At 68.4% G+C, this 15897-nt stretch carries 18 protein-coding genes and 1 tRNA gene; 13 read left to right on the forward strand and 6 right to left on the reverse strand.

Going from position 1 to position 15897, the window contains the following annotated elements:
• Positions 1-34 precede the first annotated feature (34 nt).
• The 4 genes from murI to AX744_RS17215 all read left to right on the forward strand — a co-directional run bounded on the left by murI (position 35) and on the right by AX744_RS17215 (position 3274).
• Positions 35-865: a glutamate racemase gene (gene murI / locus AX744_RS17200; RefSeq protein ID WP_061018239.1), complete on the forward strand. Its 831-nt coding sequence runs from the start codon at positions 35-37 to the stop codon at positions 863-865.
• 52 nt (positions 866-917) lie between these two features.
• A complete protein-coding gene (rph, locus tag AX744_RS17205; protein WP_046748972.1) occupies positions 918-1655 on the forward strand; it encodes a ribonuclease PH in 738 nt (245 codons plus the stop codon).
• A gap of 2 nt (positions 1656-1657) precedes the next feature.
• A complete protein-coding gene (rdgB, locus tag AX744_RS17210; protein ID WP_046748973.1) occupies positions 1658-2251 on the forward strand; it encodes an RdgB/HAM1 family non-canonical purine NTP pyrophosphatase in 594 nt (197 codons plus the stop codon).
• Positions 2252-2353: 102 nt separating this feature from the next.
• The gene (locus AX744_RS17215) at positions 2354-3274 is read left to right on the forward strand and encodes a cation diffusion facilitator family transporter (RefSeq protein WP_046748974.1); all 921 of its coding nucleotides are present in this window, start codon (positions 2354-2356) and stop codon (positions 3272-3274) included.
• A gap of 20 nt (positions 3275-3294) precedes the next feature.
• Here AX744_RS17215 and ligD read toward each other — a convergent pair whose 3' ends face one another.
• Positions 3295-5295, reverse strand: coding sequence for a non-homologous end-joining DNA ligase (gene ligD / locus AX744_RS17220; protein WP_061018243.1), 2001 nt, complete (start codon positions 5293-5295; stop codon positions 3295-3297).
• Between the two features lie 57 nt (positions 5296-5352).
• On the opposite strand from ligD, the gene ku reads away from it, so the two are divergent.
• Positions 5353-6162 (forward strand): non-homologous end joining protein Ku, encoded by an 810-nt coding sequence (gene ku / locus AX744_RS17225; RefSeq protein WP_046748976.1) that lies wholly within the window; start codon positions 5353-5355, stop codon positions 6160-6162.
• Between the two features lie 10 nt (positions 6163-6172).
• Here ku and AX744_RS17230 read toward each other — a convergent pair whose 3' ends face one another.
• Positions 6173-6952 carry a DedA family protein gene (locus AX744_RS17230; protein WP_058631818.1) on the reverse strand — a complete coding sequence of 260 codons (780 nt, stop codon included), beginning with the start codon at positions 6950-6952 and terminating at the stop codon, positions 6173-6175.
• A gap of 96 nt (positions 6953-7048) precedes the next feature.
• Positions 7049-7130, reverse strand: a tRNA-Leu gene (locus AX744_RS17235).
• A 153-nt stretch (positions 7131-7283) separates the two neighbouring features.
• Between AX744_RS17235 and AX744_RS17240 the strand changes: the two genes are divergently transcribed.
• From AX744_RS17240 to AX744_RS17270, 7 genes are all read left to right on the forward strand, one after another.
• Positions 7284-8474 (forward strand): CpaF family protein, encoded by a 1191-nt coding sequence (locus AX744_RS17240; RefSeq protein WP_046748978.1) that lies wholly within the window; start codon positions 7284-7286, stop codon positions 8472-8474.
• A complete protein-coding gene (locus AX744_RS17245; RefSeq protein ID WP_058631823.1) occupies positions 8471-9328 on the forward strand; it encodes a type II secretion system F family protein in 858 nt (285 codons plus the stop codon). The genes AX744_RS17240 and AX744_RS17245 overlap by 4 nt, the downstream gene beginning before the upstream one ends.
• A 5-nt stretch (positions 9329-9333) precedes the next feature.
• Positions 9334-9933: a hypothetical protein gene (locus AX744_RS21100; RefSeq protein WP_231728845.1), complete on the forward strand. Its 600-nt coding sequence runs from the start codon at positions 9334-9336 to the stop codon at positions 9931-9933.
• 17 nt (positions 9934-9950) lie between these two features.
• Complete coding sequence (locus AX744_RS21105; RefSeq protein ID WP_231728846.1) at positions 9951-10262, forward strand: type II secretion system F family protein; 312 nt, start codon at positions 9951-9953, stop codon at positions 10260-10262.
• Between the two features lie 527 nt (positions 10263-10789).
• Complete coding sequence (locus AX744_RS17260; RefSeq protein WP_046748999.1) at positions 10790-11191, forward strand: TadE/TadG family type IV pilus assembly protein; 402 nt, start codon at positions 10790-10792, stop codon at positions 11189-11191.
• Complete coding sequence (locus tag AX744_RS17265; protein ID WP_061018247.1) at positions 11160-11618, forward strand: hypothetical protein; 459 nt, start codon at positions 11160-11162, stop codon at positions 11616-11618. Before AX744_RS17260 ends, AX744_RS17265 begins: the two co-directional genes overlap by 32 nt.
• Entirely contained in the window at positions 11615-12052 is a 438-nt protein-coding gene (locus AX744_RS17270) for a pilus assembly protein TadG-related protein (protein ID WP_061018249.1), read from the forward strand. The genes AX744_RS17265 and AX744_RS17270 overlap by 4 nt, the downstream gene beginning before the upstream one ends.
• 9 nt (positions 12053-12061) lie before the next feature.
• Here the strand turns inward: AX744_RS17270 and AX744_RS17275 are convergent, their stop codons facing one another.
• Together AX744_RS17275 and AX744_RS17280 are read right to left on the reverse strand one after the other, a co-directional pair.
• Positions 12062-12622, reverse strand: coding sequence for an NUDIX hydrolase (locus tag AX744_RS17275; protein WP_061018252.1), 561 nt, complete (start codon positions 12620-12622; stop codon positions 12062-12064).
• Positions 12619-13878 carry an MFS transporter gene (locus AX744_RS17280; protein ID WP_061018259.1) on the reverse strand — a complete coding sequence of 420 codons (1260 nt, stop codon included), beginning with the start codon at positions 13876-13878 and terminating at the stop codon, positions 12619-12621. The genes AX744_RS17275 and AX744_RS17280 overlap by 4 nt, the downstream gene beginning before the upstream one ends.
• A 121-nt stretch (positions 13879-13999) precedes the next feature.
• Here AX744_RS17280 and prfB point away from each other — a divergent pair, with 121 nt between their 5' ends.
• Positions 14000-15109 (forward strand): peptide chain release factor 2, encoded by a 1110-nt coding sequence (gene prfB / locus AX744_RS17285; protein ID WP_046749003.1) that lies wholly within the window; start codon positions 14000-14002, stop codon positions 15107-15109.
• Positions 15110-15161: 52 nt separating this feature from the next.
• On the opposite strand, the gene AX744_RS17290 is transcribed toward prfB, so the two are convergent.
• Positions 15162-15897, reverse strand: a 736-nt coding sequence (locus tag AX744_RS17290) for a septum formation family protein (RefSeq protein WP_061018254.1), incomplete at its 5' end; no start/stop codon positions are given.

The raw sequence follows: 15897 nt of genomic DNA on the forward strand, positions 1-15897 counted from the left end.
CGCGGCGGGCCACGCGCAGGTAGGCTGGGGAGTCATGAACGACGCGCCGATCGGGATCTTCGACTCCGGTGTCGGCGGGCTCACGGTGGCGCGGGCCATCCGCGCCCAGCTGCCCCGAGAGTCGTTCGTCTACATCGGCGACACCGCGCACTCGCCGTACGGGCCGAAGCCCATAGCCGATGTGCGCCGCTACTCGCTCGAAGTGCTCGACACGCTCGTCGACCAGGGCGTGAAGATGCTGGTGATCGCGTGCAACACCGCCTCCGCGGCCATGCTGCGCGATGCTCGGGAGCGCTACGACATCCCCGTGGTCGAAGTGATCGGTCCCGCGGTGCGCCGTGCCGTGTCGACGACCCGCAACGGTCGCGTCGGCGTGATCGGCACGGTCGGCACGATCGGCTCGCGCGCCTACCAGGACATGCTCGAGGTGAACGAGCGGCTGCAGGTCTTCACCGCCGCATGCCCGCGCTTCGTCGAGTTCGTCGAAGCCGGTATCACCGGCACGCCCGAGGTGCTCGCGGTGGCCGAGGAGTACCTCGCCCCCCTCCGCGATGCAGACGTCGACACTCTCGTGCTGGGCTGCACGCACTATCCCTTCCTCCGTGGTGCCATCAGCTACGTCATGGGTGAGGGCGTCACGCTCGTCTCCAGCGACGATGAGACCGCCGGCGACGTCTATCGCCAGCTCGTCCGCGGTGACCTGCTCGCCTCACCGGATGCGACCGCAAGCTACGTGTACGAGGCCACGGGGGCCGCGACCGACGACTTCACCGCGCTGGCCAACCGACTGATGGGGCACGAGGTGCGCGATGTGCAGCTCGTGCAGACCGGCGTCATCACCCTCCCCGACACCGCCTTCGACTAATCCCGATCGTCTCGCTCCGACGCGATCAGCCATCCCGACCTGAGAGAAGCACATGTCCGAAATCGTCCGCGTCGACGGCCGCTCCACCGATCAGCTGCGCGAGATCACCATCGAGCGCGGCTGGAGTGCTCACGCCGAGGGATCGGCATTGATCAGCTTCGGCGGCACCAAGGTGCTGTGCACCGCGTCCTTCACCAACGGCGTGCCGCGGTGGCTGACCGGCAAGGGCAAGGGATGGGTCACCGCCGAGTACTCCATGCTGCCGCGCGCCACGAACAGCAGGAACGACCGCGAGAGCGTCAAGGGTCGCATCGGCGGACGCACACACGAGATCTCCCGGCTGATCGGCCGCGCGCTCCGTGCGGTCGTCGACACGAAGGCCCTCGGCGAGAACACCATCGTCATCGACTGCGATGTGCTCCAGGCGGATGGCGGCACCCGTACGGCAGCCATCACCGGTGCCTACGTGGCGCTCGCGGACGCGATCGAATGGGGCCGGGAGAAGAAGTTCATCGGCAAGAACTCCACCCCGCTGCTCGATTCGGTCGCCGCGGTGTCCGTGGGCATCATCGACGGCGAGCCCATGCTCGATCTGGCATATGTCGAGGATGTGCGCGCGGAGACCGACATGAACGTCGTGGTCACCGGCCGTGGACTCTTCGTGGAGGTGCAGGGGACTGCGGAGGGAGCGCCGTTCGACAAGCGCGAACTCGACGCGCTCCTCGAGTTGGGGCTGGGCGGATGCGCCGATCTGAAGGACGCGCAGCTGGCCGCACTGGCGGGGGAGTGACGATGCAGGTCGTGCTCGCGACGCACAATCCGCACAAGGTCGCGGAGTTCCAGCAGATTGTGGAGCGGACACGTCCTGATCTCGAGATCATCGGTTACGACGGCCCTGAACCCGTCGAAGACGGCGTGACATTCGCCGAGAATGCGCTGATCAAGGCGCGGGCGGCCGCAGCGCACACGGGGCTTGCGGCCCTCGCCGACGACTCCGGCATCTGCGTCGACGTCCTCGGCGGCTCTCCGGGGGTCTTCTCCGCGTACTGGGCCGGGCAGAAGAAGGATGCGACCGCGAACCTCGAACTGCTGCTGGACCAGCTGCGCGACATCGCCGACCCGCACCGCGCCGCGCACTTCACCTCCACCATCGCCCTCGTGCTGCCGGACGGCCGCGAGCAGGTCGTGGAGGGGCGGTGGCCGGGTCGCCTGGCGCACGCGGCGTCGGGAACGGGCGGCTTCGGCTACGACCCGATCTTCGTGCCGGATGGCCAGCCTGCAGGGGAGGAGCGCTCGGTGGGCGACTTCTCCTCCGCGGAGAAGCAGGAGCAGTCGCATCGTGCACGCGCCTTCGCCGAGCTCGTTCCGCTCCTCGCAGCACTCTGACGCGTCGGCCGCGGAAAAGTGCTGCTGAAGCTGAGAATCGTTACCCTTCCCGACTAGCCGCAAGACGCCTTCCCAGGCTGTTTCCCGGTCTAGCCTGGTGGCATGCACGATCACGCACCCGCGCCCGGCGGCATCCGTTCGGCCAGCAGCAGACGCCTGCTCGCGATCTCTCTTTCCCTCACGGCGACGGTGATGGTCGTGCAGGTCGTGGGCGCGCTGCTCTCCGGGTCGCTCGCGCTGCTCGCAGACGCCGCGCACATGTTCACGGATGCATCCGGCCTCGTCATCGCCTTGATCGCCGCGACAGTGGCAGCGCGCCCGGCGGATGACCGTCGCACCTTCGGGTATCAGCGTGCCGAGGTCTTCGGTGCGCTGATCAACGCGATCATCCTCATCGCCCTGGCGACGTGGGTCGCGATCGAGGGCGTAGGGCGTCTGATGAATCCGGGGGAGGTCGAGGTCGCCGGCGGACTCATGCTGGTCGTCGCGGTCGTCGGTCTCCTGGCGAACGCCGTCTCGATGTGGCTGCTGAGCCGCGCGCAGCGCACCAGCATCAACGTGCGAGGGGCCTACCTGGAGGTGATGGGCGATCTGATCGGGTCGGCTGCCGTGATCGTGGCCGCTGTCGTCATCCTCCTCACCGGCTGGATGCCCGCGGATGCGATCGCGTCCCTCTTCATCGCGGCGATGATCATCCCCCGGGCCATAGCGCTGCTTCGGGAGGTGTTCTCTGTGCTCGCAGAGTCGGCCCCGAAGGGCACGGCGGTGAGCGAGATCCGTACGCACCTGCTCGGATACGACGGCGTCGTCGGTGTGCACGATGTGCACGTGTGGCAGCTGACTCGCGGAGCGCCCGTGTTCACCGCCCACGTCAGCGTGGAGCCGGCGCTCTTCGCCGACGGACGCTCGTCGCAACTGCTGACCGAGATGCAGGCGTGTCTCGCCGACCACTTCGACGTCGAGCATTCGACCTTCCAGATCGAGCCCGCCGAGCAGTCCGACTGCGAACCGCACCACGCCTGATCCGGCGCCGTGATCTCGGGTCAGGTTTCAGGAATCGACGGGACCTCGACGGGGGTCTCGACAGTGATCTCCAGAGGACTCTTGTCCGGGCGGAGGCCTCGCCAACGGGCATGGCGGAGCACTCCGTCGGGCGTCCAGTTCGCGAACTCGACCTCGCCGACGACTTCGGGGCGCACCCAGAGCGCGTCGGAGGCATCAGGGGCGGGGACGCCGTCGAGGGGGGCATCGTCCACGCGAAGAGGGGTGAGCCGTGCGAGGAGGTCGCGCAGGATCCGATCGGTGAATCCGGTGCCCACACGGCCGACGTAGCGGAGCCGTCGCCGTCCCGATGAGGTGTCCGGAACGGCGAGAAGCAGCGATCCGAGCGTGCTCTCCCTGTCGCCTTTGCCCGGTCGGATACCCACGATCACGGCTTCCTGCATCCGGGTGTGCTTGAGCTTCAACCACGAGGGTGAGCGCTGCCCCGGACGGTAGCGCGATCGCGGGTCCTTGACGACGACGCCCTCGAGACCGAACTCCCGGCTCGCGATGAGTGCCGCGTCGACGTCGTCGAACACGGGAGGGACCTGCACGGGAGCGTCGAGGCCGGCGATCACATCCTCGAGAAGTGTCCGTCTCTCCCGGAGCGGCAGGCCCGTGAGGTCGTGCCCATCGAGGCGGAGCAGGTCGAACAGCATGTAGACGATGGGGGTGCGGATCACCTCGCGCTCGATCTCGCGGGGGCGGGTGAGGTGCATCCGGTTCTGGAGGAGCGAGAAGCTCGGTCGGCTGTTGGCGTCGAACGCCACGATCTCCCCATCGACCACCGCGTCCTTCACCGGGAGGAAGGGGGCGCCGTCGGCGGTGAGCTCGGGGTAGCGGGCGGTGATGTCGGTGCCTCGACGCGCGTGCAGGAGCATCCGTCCGTCCACCCACGTGCCCACCGCGCGGATGCCGTCCCACTTGACCTCGACCCAGGAGGGATCGCTCAGCGCGCGCGCGGTTCCGGGGGTGCCGTTCTCGGCGAGCATCGGCGCCACCGATGCCACGGATGCCACGGATGCCACGGATGGCGGGGCGGCGGGTGCGGCTGAGCTCCGGGGATATCGGTGGGAGCTCCGCGTCATCGCGGGTTGTGGCAGCGGAGCCGTCATGGACGGGCGGAGCGTGGCGAGCGGATCGACTCCCGCGGCGGCGCGCTCGAGCACCTCGTCGAGGTCGAGCTGGGCGAGATGCGGATCGGCGAGCTCGTCCCAGGTGCGAGGAGCGGCGACCCACGGCCGCGCACGGCCGCGGAGCGAGTAGGGGGAGATGGTGGTCTTCTTGCCGTTGTTCTGACTCCAGTCGAGGAAGACCTTGCCACCCCTGACCGCCTTCGCCATGACGCTGGTCGCAAGATCGGGGTGGTCGTTCTCGATCATGCGGGCGAGTTCTTTCACGACGGCGGAGACCTCGTCGCTCGTCTGCTCGCCGGGGAGTGAGGCATAGAGGTGGATGCCCTTGCTGCCACTGGTGACCGGCAGTGGATCGAGACCCATGTCCGACAGGATTCCACGGGCGATGCGGGCGACCTCGGCGCACTGCGGCAGTCCGACTCCCTCACCGGGGTCGAGGTCGAGGACGAGCCGATCAGGGTTTCCGGGAAGGCCTTCGGAGGAGAACCGCCACTGCGGCACATGCAGCTCGATCGCGGCGACCTGCGCGAGCCAGACGAGGGTGGGGACGTCTTCGACGAGCGGATACTCCTTGGGCCCGTCCGAGTGCTGGATCGCCTGCCGCGGGATCCACGACGGTGCCCCCGGTTCGAGCTGCTTCGTGAAGAACGCGTCAGCCGGCGCCTGCGCTGTTCCGACACCTTCCACCCATCGCTTGCGGGTGACGGGGCGGCCGTCGAGGAGGGGGAGCAGCAGAGGTGCGATGGCCGTGTAGTACGCGATGACCTCGCCCTTGGTGGTGCCGGTCTCGGGGTAGACGACCTTGTCGAGGTTCGTCACGCGCAGGCGGCGGCCGTCGACCTGGACGATCTGCGCATCTCCCACCATGGAGCCAGCGTAGTCAAGGGCTGGTCGTGACGGCTGTGGCTGGTGTCTACTGGTGTGATGAGGACGATCTGGAAGGGCGCACTGACGTTCGGGCTCGTGAACGTCCCGGTCAAGGTGTACTCCGCGACCGAGGACCACGACGTGCCGCTGCATCAGGTGCATGAGAAAGACGGCGGTCGCATCCGCTACCAGCGCACCTGCGAGGTCTGCGGAGAGACCGTCGCCTACGCCGACATCGACCGCGCGTACGTCGAGGAGGGCCAGACCGTCGTCCTCACGAAGGACGACCTCGCCGCGCTCCCCGCCGAGAAGAGCAGGGAGATCGACGTCGTGGAGTTCGTGCCTTCCGACCAGGTCGATCTGCTCACGCTCGACAAGCCGTACTACCTCGAACCCGATTCCAAGTCACCGAAGGCGTACGTCCTCCTGCGCAAGACGCTCGAGCAGACCGACCGCACGGCGATCGTGCGGTTCACCCTGCGGCAGAAGACGAGGCTCGCCGCGCTGCGCGTGCGGGGGAAGGTGCTCGTGCTGCAGACGCTGCTCTGGGCCGACGAGGTGCGCGAAGCGGCGTTCCCCGCGCTGGACGAGGATGTGCGGATCTCGAAGAAGGAGTTGGAGCTCTCGGCGTCGCTCGTGGACAGCTACTCGGCGGACTTCGATCCCGAGGAGTTCGTCGACGAGTACCAGAAGGAGCTCCGCACGCTGATCGACGCGAAGATCGAGGCAGGCGAGACGTTCGACGTCGCGGAGACCTTCGGCGAAGCCGAGAAGGCGGCCGAGGGCGGCGAGGTCATCGATCTCATGGAGGCTCTGCGTGCGAGTGTCGCCCGCTCGAAGGAGGAGCGCGCCAAGAACGCGGGCTGACCGACCGCGGTCAGTGCTTGCCGTCGCCGTCCAGGTCGGGAGCGCGGTCGAACACGTCGGCGTCGAGCACGAGCTCCTGCGCCTCCTCAGCGTCGGTGACGACGTCTTCCCCTGCTGCGGCAGCCTTCTTCGCCTTGTGGCGCTCTGACAGGTAGTGCCACAGCGTCACCAGCGCCGTGCCGCCGACGGCCGCGAGCAGGATGAGGTCGATGTAGTTCTCCACGAACGTCGCGACCGGCGGGATGAACCCGATGAGGTAGCCGAACATGGTGAGCCCGAAGCCCCACAGGATCGCACCGATCAGGTTGTAGAGCGTGTACTTGCGCCACGGCATGTGACCGACACCGGCGGCGACCGGGGCGAACGTGCGCACGATCGGCACGAAGCGCGCGAGGATCACGGTGATGCCTCCGAAGCGCTCGAAGAACGCGTTCGTGCGCTCGACGTTCTTCTTGCTGAAGAGTCCCGACTCCTTGCGCTCGAACACGGCCGGTCCGCCCTTGTGCCCGATCACATAGCCGACCTCGCCGCCGACGAAGGCCGCGAGGCCGATGAGCAGGGCGACCCACCAGACGTTAATGCCGAAGACACCGTGCTCGGAACCCGCGATCGGGTGTGAGAGAAGGCCCGCGATCACGAGCAGCGTGTCGCCGGGAAGCAGGAAACCGACGAGCAGACCGGTCTCCGCGAAGACGATGAAGCACACCACGAGGAGCGCCCACGGCCCGGCGGTCCCGATGATGGTGGCGGGGTCCAGCCAGGGGATGAGAGCGGTCGGTGCGTGCAGCATGGTTTCGAGCACTGGGAGAGTCCCGTCGGTCGCGATTGGTCGGCGGTGTAACAGAGCGATGTCATGGCGACCTGAGAAGGCTGCCGTCGTCTCTCGTGCGGAAGGTGGGACTTGAACCCACACGCCCTGGGGCACAGGAACCTAAATCCTGCGTGTCTGCCAATTCCACCACTCCCGCGCGGTGGGATAAGTCTACTGATCGCCGAAACCGGGTATCTGGGGATCCGCCCGCAGTCCGCGCCGGGCCGGGACTCTGCGGAGGGGATGGGACTCCAGGTCGGCTTGTGGATAACTTCGGAGGCCGCGCGTCGAATGTTGCGAGGATGCCTGAGTGATTCGTCCGTCCGCCCTCGTCGCCGAGCGTGTGCGTTCGCGTCTGCGCGCCGAGGGCATCGACCCGTCGATCGATCCGGACGGGGCCTGGCGCATCGCCCACGCCGAGGTCCGCCGACACGACGATCTCGCCCTCGCCCGCGGCGAGGCGTTGATCGACGATGAGGCCGCATGCGTGCGGGAGGTCCTGGCGACCTTGAGCGGATTCGGCGCGCTGCAGCCGCTGCTCGACGATCCACAGGTCGAGGAGATCTGGCTGAACGGCGCAGGGCACGTGCACGTCGCGCGCGAGGGCACGGCCGAGCGGACCGACGTCGTGCTCGATGAGGTGTCGGTGCGCGACCTCGTCGAGAGGATGCTCCAGTCAACGGGGCGGCGCGTCGACATCAGCCAGCCGTTCGTCGACGCTTCGCTGCCGGACGGGTCCCGTCTGCACGTGGCCATCGCCGATGTAGTGCGCGGTTCGTGGGCTGTCAACATCCGCAAGTTCCTCCCGAAGTACCGATCCCTCGCATCGCTGACGGATCAGGGCATGATGCCTCGCGGTGTCGCGGATCAGCTGCGCGTGGCGATGGACGCCGGCCGCAGCGTGATCGTCTCCGGAGCGACGCACGCAGGCAAGACGACGATGCTCGCCGCGCTGCTGGCTTCCTGCGCCGACACCCAGCGCATCGTGACAGTCGAGGAGACGTTCGAGCTGGCCGTTCACGGACCCGATCTCGTCTCACTCCAGGGACGCCAGGCGAGCCTGGAGGGTACGGGGGAGATCACGTTGCGGCGACTGGTGAAGGAGGCGCTGCGTATGCGACCGGACCGTCTCGTCGTCGGCGAGGTCCGGGACGCGGAAGCCCTGGACCTCGTGCTCGCCCTCAACACGGGGGTTCCCGGCGCCTGCACCGTGCATGCGAACTCCGCGGCGGAGGCGATCGAGAAGCTGACGATCCTCCCGCTCCTGGCCGGGCGCAACATCGACCGCGCGTTCATCGCGCCCGCGCTCGCCGCGTCGATCGACCTGGTCGTGCACTGCGTTCGAGACCGGGCAGGTCGGCGATACGTCCAAGAGGTCATCGCACCGACCGGTGACGTCGACGAAGGCAGAGTCCGGACCGAGCAGGTGTACCGGGTGGCAGACCGCAGGGATGTCGTCGTGGAGCGCATCGCCGCTCGCCGGGTCGGAGCCTCATCGTGACGGTCTTCGTCGGTGCCCTCCTCGCGGCGGGGGTGCTGCTGTGCGTCTCCCCGTGGATGTGGCCGCCTTCCGACGATGCCGTGATGACGATGAGGCAGGGGCGACTCGCCCGTCTGATCGAGGAAGCGGGCATGGAGGGGCTGTCGCAACGTGGACTCCTCGCCATCGTCGTCGCAACCGGACTGATGACGGCATCGGGTGCATGGCTGCTGACGGGGATCCCCGTGCTCTCCGTGCTGGCCGGTCTTGCAGGCGCGACTGCGCCGATCGTGTTCCTGCGAGGGCGACGGATGCGCCTGCGACGGTTGCGTCGCCAGCTCTGGCCGGACGTGTGCGATCTGCTGATCGCGTCGATCCGCGTTGGCTTGTCGCTTCCCGACGCGGTGGCCGGTCTGGCGGAGTCCGCGCCGAAGATGCTGCGGCCGGCGTTCATCGTGTTCGCGCGGGACCTGCGGGCGAGCGGCAGGTTCGAGACCAGCCTCGATCGACTCAAGACGACGCTGTCCGACCCCATCGGCGACCGCATCGCCGAGACGCTGCGGATGGCGCGTCAGGTGGGCGGCACCGAGCTCATCAGCGTATTGCGGGCACTCTCCAGCTCGGTGCGGGCGGACGCGGCTCTCCGTGGGGAGGTCGAGGCGCGGCAATCCTGGATCCGCGGTGCCGCCGTCCTCGGTGCCGTCGCCCCGTGGGTGATCCTCGGCCTGCTCGTGCTCCGACCGGAAGGGGCGGCGGCGTACGGCACTCCCGAAGGCGTGCTCGTGATCTGTCTGGGCGCGGCCGTCTCTGTGGTCGCCTTCCACATCATGGTCCGCATCGGTCGACTCCCCGAGCCTCGGCGGTGGTTCGGATGAGCGGGATGACGGCTCTCGCGAGCGCCGTCCTGATCGGGTGCGGCTTCGCCGCCGGGGTGCTGAGCGCGCTTTCCGCGCTTCCACGGTGGAGGGCGGCATCGCTGGCCGTAAGGATCGGTCCGTACGTGCGCGACGTCGTCGCCGATGATCGTCTGCCACGAGGTGTCCTCCCGGCCGCGGGCGCGCTGCCCGCGAGTTCGCGGACGCTGTGGGAACGCGCACGAAATGCGTTCGAGAGTCTGCTCGGCGGGGGAGAGCCCCTCCGCCGGCGTCTGGCACAAGCCGGCGTGCGGACCGACCCTGCGGCGTTCCGCGGCAGGCAGCTCGGGTGGGGCCTCGCCGGGATAGGGGTGGGGGCGATCGGGGTGACCGTGCTCGCACTCACGGGCCGCCTCTCCTTGCCGACGGGCGTGCTGCCTCTGCTGTGCGGGGCGGCGGCGGCCGCCGCCTACGACCTGCAGCTCTCCGCGCGGGCCAAGGCGCGACGGGTGCGGCTCACGGATGAACTGCCGACGACACTCGAGTTCCTGGCCCTCTGTCTTTCCGCGGGGGAGGGGTTCCTCGATTCGCTGCGCCGGGTGTCCGAGGTGGCTCCGGCGAACTGACCGCCGAACTGCGTCACGTGGTGCTCGCCGTGGGCACCGGGTCGCCGCTGGCCGACGCGCTGAACGAGATGGCGCGACGTCTGCAGCTTCCCGGCCTGTCACGTGTCGTGGATCAGGTGATCGCCGCACTCGAGCACGGTGCACCGCTCGCCGCAGTGCTGCATGCCCAGGCGTCGGATGCACGGGAAGACGCGAAGCGTGTGCTGATCGAGCAGGCGGGGCGCAAGGAGATCCTGATGCTCCTCCCGCTCGTCTTCCTGATACTTCCGCTCTCCGTGCTCTTCGCCGTCTACCCCGGGCTCTTCATCCTCCGTCTCGGCATCGGCTGACCCCTCAACGAAAGGATCCACCATGACGACACCCACCTGTGACCGCGGGCGACTCACATCGACGGGAACCACTGCTCGGCTCCGCGCATTCTTCGCGGATGAAACCGGGGACGTCCCCGGCTGGGCTGTAGTTCCATTCCACCTCTGTCAGCGGTTGACTGGATTTGTCCCACCCGAACCAGCCATTGATATGCTCAGTCCGACCTCGCCCAAGGTACGTCTACACGGTATGGACGTGCCCGGCCCGCAGCCTGGTGGGGGTGGCAGCCCGTTCGAGCCGGGCCGAGGGCCGAGGAACTCGGGGCACTGCGGGAGCCCGGGTTCCCGCCAGCGCTCGTGGCGGAATGCATGGCAACGGACCGCGCACAGCGTTCGCGACCTCGTCGAGGACGAATCCGGGGACGTCCCCGGCTGGGTCCTCGTCACGTTGATGACCGCCGGGTTGGTGGTGCTCATCTGGGCCGTCGCGGGCCCCGCGCTCACGTCGCTGTTCGAGCAGGCGATCCAGCGGGTGTCGGGACTCTGAGATGGACGACCGGCGTGTGTGCGCGGATGATCGCGGGTCGGCTCCGGTGGAGTTCGTGCTCGTGGGCACCCTCCTGACCGCGCTCACGCTCGCGGTGCTGCAGCTCGCATTCGCGGTGTACGTGCGCAACGTGGTCCACGATGCCGCCGTCGAGGGGGCCTACCACGCTGCACTCGCCGACACGACGCCGCAGGAGGGCGTGGATGTCACCCGGGAGGTCATCTCGCGCGCGGTCGGGTCGGAGTACGCCGATGACGTCCGCATCGGAGTCTCCGGTATCGCACCGCACGAGACGGTCGACGTCCGAGTCCGTACGACGTTCCCCCTGCTGGGGTTGATCGGCATTCCCCTCGCGATGGAGGTGGAGGCGCATGCACCTGCCGAGACGTTCGGGGAGGAATGACGAGGGATCGGCTGCCCTCGAGTTCATCGCAGCCGGGGTGATCCTGCTGGTCCCGCTCATCTACCTCGTGATCGCGCTCGGCACCATCCAGGAGCAGACCTTCGGAGCGGAGGCGGCAGCGCGGCACATCGCCCGTGTGATCGCCCGTGCTCCGGACGCGACGACGGCCGCGGAACGGAGCGACGCTGTGCTCGCCGGCATCGTCGAGGAGTACGGTCTGGACGAGGACACGGTCGACCTGACGCTCTCCTGCACACCGAAGTCTCTCGAGTGCCCGGCGGCTGGCGCGACGATCGTCGTCTCCGTCTCCACGCGGGTACGGCTGCCCCTGATGCCGGAGGTGATCGGCCTCGACAGGTCAACCGCCGTCGCCGTTCAGGCCGAGGCCGTGCAGAAGATGTCCAGGCAGTGGGGTACCGAACGATGACGCCGGGCCGTCGCACCCTCGGCGCCGGGATCGAGCACGACGAGGGGAGTGTGCTGCTCCTCACACTCGGGTATGTGCTGCTCGCGCTGGCCGTGCTCTTCGTGTGTGTCTGTGCCACCGACCTTTACATCGCCCAGAAGCGGTTGGATGCGCTCGCCGATTCCGCAGCGCTCGCCGGGGCTGACGGGTTCACGCTGGTGGTTCGCGACGGCGGCGCGCGAGCCGAGCTGACCGACGCCGGTGTCGAAGAACAGGCCGCGTCGCTCGTGGTAGCGGTGCCGGGCGATGCTTCGCTCACCGCTGCCGGAACGCCCGACGGCGTCACGGCGCGCGTCACCGTCGCCGCACAATGGCATCCGCCGTTGGTATCCGTGTTCGTGCCTGACGGAGTCCCGCTCGAGTCGACGGCCACCAGCCGCACGGCGCTGCGGTGAGAACCCCGCTCAGCGGGGGCTCTGCAGCTGCGTGAGCAGTCCGGTGAGACGGGGCACGAGCTGGGGTGGCACCTCCGCTGGCAGGGCATCGACGGGCCACCAGCGTAGGTCCTCCGACTCCTCGCTCACGGTGAGCGCCGACTCTCGGTCGACCACGACGGCGATCCCGATGTCGAGGTGCGAGGCGCATGCGCCGAAGCGCGAAGACAGGCCGTGGTGGTCGAGGTCATAGGCGAGCGGCGGGTTCACCGGGTCCACCACGATGCCGGTCTCCTCACGCAGCTCCCGCAGCGCGCCGGCCATGACCGATGCGTCGCCGTCCTCGACGTGGCCTCCCGGTTGCACCCAGAACTGCCCCTTGCGGTGGAACACCAGCAGCGTGTGCTGGAACGTGGCATCGAACACCACACATGATGCCGTGAGGTGGTCAGGGCCTGCCTCACGGTGCACAGGCCCGCCGTCGGCATCGAAGAACGAGGCGAAGTCCGCCTGCGCTGCGCGGTCTCGTGCGGATCGGGGGACGAAGGTCGAGACGAGGCGATGAGCATCCGCCTCGAGGTTCGGGATCATTCCGGGTCTCCTTCCGGTGGCTCTTCGCTGGACTCGGGTCGTGCTCGGGGGACGAACTGCGGGATCCAGCGCAGGAAGCCGAGAGCACCCACCAGGCCGATGACGCCCATGGCGGCCGCGGCGAACGGGAGCGAAGCCACGGCCGTGATCCCCGAGACGAGCAGCGGGGCGATCGCGCCGCCGGCATCGGTGAGCGTGCGCCACGAACCGAGGAAGGCGGCGGGATCCCGCTTCGGCGCGACATCCGCCCCCAGAGTCAGCAGGATGCCGCTGGACAGTCCGTTGCCGACGCCCAGGACAGCGGCGAACATGCCGAACCACAGCACAGCCGCATCCCCGTCGTGCGTGAACGACAGCGCCAGGAAACCCGCTCCCATGAGCACCATCGCCGGCATCGCCGCCCACAGCCGGCCGAAGCGGTCCATCACCTGGCCGCTCGCATAGAAGAGCGCGAAGTCGATGGCCCCGGAGACGCCGACGACGAGGGAGATGGTCGAGGCGTCCAACCCCAGGGACAGCCCCCACAGGGGGAGCACGACCTGGCGGGCCGACCGGACGGCGGAGAGCGAAGCGGCGGCGAGGCCGAGGCGTCCGAGCACCGCACGCTGGCGCCACATCGTCTGGAAGATGCCGAGGCGCTCGACCGTGGGGATCGAACCGCTCACGGCCTCGCCGGAGTCCTCCGCATAGCGCTCGCGCGTGGCCGTCGTGACCGGCGGGACCATCTTCTCCGGATCGGGCCCGAAGAGGACCAGCGCGACCATCACCACGAGGCAGCCGAGGAAGAACCAGATCGCTGCGCTCTCGCTGCCGAAGAGCTGAAGCAGTCCTGCCGCGATGAACGGACCGACGAAGATGCCGAGGCGGAAGCTCCCGCCGAGCAGCGAGAGCGACCGCGCGCGGAAGGCGACAGGAACCCGCGTGGTCATGAACGCATGCCGGGCGAGGCCGAAGGCCGCCGCGCAGATGCCCAGCAGGAACACCGAAGCCGCCAGCACACCGAGCGACGGCGCGAACACCATTCCGATGCCGGCGACGATCGAGATCACCCCGGCGATCACCATGGTGTAGCGCTCGCCGATCCTGCCGACCGCCCATCCGGCGGGGAGGTTCCCGCACAGCTGGCCGATGACGAGGCAGGAGGCGACGAGGGCGGCGAACGCCACGTCCGCTCCCATGGAGACGGCGAGCACCGGGATGAGCGGGATCACCGCACCCTCGCCGAGCGAGAACAGGATCGTCGGCAGATACACCATCGGTCCGAACTGCCGAAGGACCGTCGATGCGCTGCTCACGACTTCACGCTACTCCCGTTGCCCGGAGCTCCCGGACGATGGCGTCCCCGTGCGGGCAGGCGGCACGTTAGGCTGAGGTGTCATGCTCGAACTAGATCTCTCCGCCGAAATCCAGGCGCTCAGGCACACCTTCGGCGACATCAGCGAGGTCGTCGATGTCTCCCGTCTCCGCGACGACATCGCGCGTCTCAGCGAGGAGGCCGGCGCTCCCGACCTCTGGGACGACACCGAGAACGCGCAGAAGGTGACCAGCGCCCTCAGCCACCGCCAGTCGGAGCTCGCCCGCATCACCGGCATCGCCCAGCGTCTCGACGACCTGGAAGTGCTGGTCGGTCTCGCGAACGAGATGGGCGACGAGGACTCAGCGCAGGAGGCCCGCACGGAGCTCGCTGCGCTGACCGATCTGATCAACCAGCTCGAGGTGCAGACGCTCCTCGACGGCGAATACGACGAGCGCTCCGCGATCATCACGATCCGCTCCGGGGCCGGCGGCGATGACGCCACGGACTTCGCCGAGATGCTGATGCGCATGTACCTGCGCTGGGCCGAGCGGCACAAGTACCCCGTCAAGGTCATGGACACGTCTTACGCGGAGGGCGCCGGCATCAAGTCCGCGACCTTCGAGATCGACGCTCCCTACGCCTTCGGCACCATCTCGGTCGAGGCCGGAACGCATCGTCTCGCCCGCATCAGTCCGTTCGGCTCCGCCGACAAGCGGCAGACGTCGTTCGCCGCCGTCGAGGTCATCCCGCTGATGGAAGAGGCCACAGAGGTCGACATCCCGGAGAGCGACATCCGCGTCGACGTGTTCCGCTCCTCCGGCCCGGGTGGGCAGTCGGTCAACACGACAGACTCCGCCGTGCGCCTCACGCACCTCCCGACCGGCATCGTCGTGTCGATGCAGAACGAGAAGTCGCAGATCCAGAACCGTGCCGCCGCCATGCGCGTGCTGCAGACGCGACTCCTGCTGCTGCAGAAGGAGCAGGAGGCTGCGAAGAAGAAGGAACTCGCGGGCAACATCACCGCGAGCTGGGGCGATCAGATGCGCTCGTACTTCCTCTACGGCCAGCAGCTGGTCAAGGACCTCCGCACCGGCCAGGAATCCGGCAATCCGGCTGCGGTCTTCGACGGCGACCTCGACGACTTCATCTCGGCGGGTATCCGCTGGCGCAAGCGCAAGACCGAGGACTGAGTCCACGAAGAAGGCCCCGGAGCGATCCGGGGCCTTCTTCGTATCGTTGTGGTCAGCGACCGGAGTCCCGCAGGGTGCCGGTCACATCGTCATAGCTGAAGAGGATGCACTGCACGGTGCGGTCCCCCTCCCGGATCCACGTGCCCTTCGTCGGCTGGTAGTTGTAGAAGTCGAGCTCCGAGGCCTCGTACGAGGTGCCGACGTACGCCTGGAACGCCTCGTAGCAGCCGTTCCACGAGGTCTCGGTGAGGGCGTCGTCGCCCGGGAACTCACCGTCTTCCACGTCGTAGATGAAGAAGACCTCGTCGGTGTGCGGCTGCTCGCAGGGCACGACGGGCAGCTCGAAGACGAGCTCGTCCTCGTCGTACACGACCAGGGGCAGACAGTCACCGACCTCGAGATCGGCGAAGGTCGTCATCTCGGCGCCCTCGATCGCGGACGGGTCCGGACGTTCCGTGGACGTGCCTCCATCCGTCGGCCGTTCGCTCGGGATCGCGGACGAAGCACCGTCCGACGATGTCGCGGCGAGCAGCAGCAGAGACACGGCAGCCGCGAGCACGGCACCGATCACAGCGAGGGCGAGACCGGTGATGCCCGGCCACTTCCGCCCGCGCAGGAACAGGGAGACGAGCGACATCACGAACCCGACGGCGAGGAGCGCCCACCCGGCGATCGCGATCACGGGGATGCACGCGCAGACGACGCCGATGACCACGGCTGCCAGGCCGATGATGCCCACGACAGGGACGCCGGGGCGGGCTTGCGGGGTGGAGGGCGTGGGCATCATC

Origin of the sequence: Microbacterium sp. CCH5-D1 (assembly GCF_001557335.1) — a bacterium.
GTDB classification, from domain to species: domain Bacteria; phylum Actinomycetota; class Actinomycetes; order Actinomycetales; family Microbacteriaceae; genus Microbacterium; species Microbacterium oxydans.

Coding starts and splice junctions, on each gene's coding strand:
- murI (WP_061018239.1), top strand. CDS start 35: ATGAACGACGCGCCGATCGGGATCTTCGACTCCGGTGTCGGCGGGCTC.
- rph (WP_046748972.1), top strand. CDS start 918: ATGTCCGAAATCGTCCGCGTCGACGGCCGCTCCACCGATCAGCTGCGC.
- rdgB (WP_046748973.1), top strand. CDS start 1,658: ATGCAGGTCGTGCTCGCGACGCACAATCCGCACAAGGTCGCGGAGTTC.
- AX744_RS17215 (WP_046748974.1), top strand. CDS start 2,354: ATGCACGATCACGCACCCGCGCCCGGCGGCATCCGTTCGGCCAGCAGC.
- ligD (WP_061018243.1), bottom strand. CDS start 5,295: ATGGTGGGAGATGCGCAGATCGTCCAGGTCGACGGCCGCCGCCTGCGC.
- ku (WP_046748976.1), top strand. CDS start 5,353: ATGAGGACGATCTGGAAGGGCGCACTGACGTTCGGGCTCGTGAACGTC.
- AX744_RS17230 (WP_058631818.1), bottom strand. CDS start 6,952: ATGCTGCACGCACCGACCGCTCTCATCCCCTGGCTGGACCCCGCCACC.
- AX744_RS21100 (WP_231728845.1), top strand. CDS start 9,334: ATGACGGCTCTCGCGAGCGCCGTCCTGATCGGGTGCGGCTTCGCCGCC.
- AX744_RS17260 (WP_046748999.1), top strand. CDS start 10,790: ATGGACGACCGGCGTGTGTGCGCGGATGATCGCGGGTCGGCTCCGGTG.
- AX744_RS17265 (WP_061018247.1), top strand. CDS start 11,160: ATGCACCTGCCGAGACGTTCGGGGAGGAATGACGAGGGATCGGCTGCC.
- AX744_RS17270 (WP_061018249.1), top strand. CDS start 11,615: ATGACGCCGGGCCGTCGCACCCTCGGCGCCGGGATCGAGCACGACGAG.
- AX744_RS17275 (WP_061018252.1), bottom strand. CDS start 12,622: ATGATCCCGAACCTCGAGGCGGATGCTCATCGCCTCGTCTCGACCTTC.
- AX744_RS17280 (WP_061018259.1), bottom strand. CDS start 13,878: ATGGTGTATCTGCCGACGATCCTGTTCTCGCTCGGCGAGGGTGCGGTG.
- prfB (WP_046749003.1), top strand. CDS start 14,000: ATGCTCGAACTAGATCTCTCCGCCGAAATCCAGGCGCTCAGGCACACC.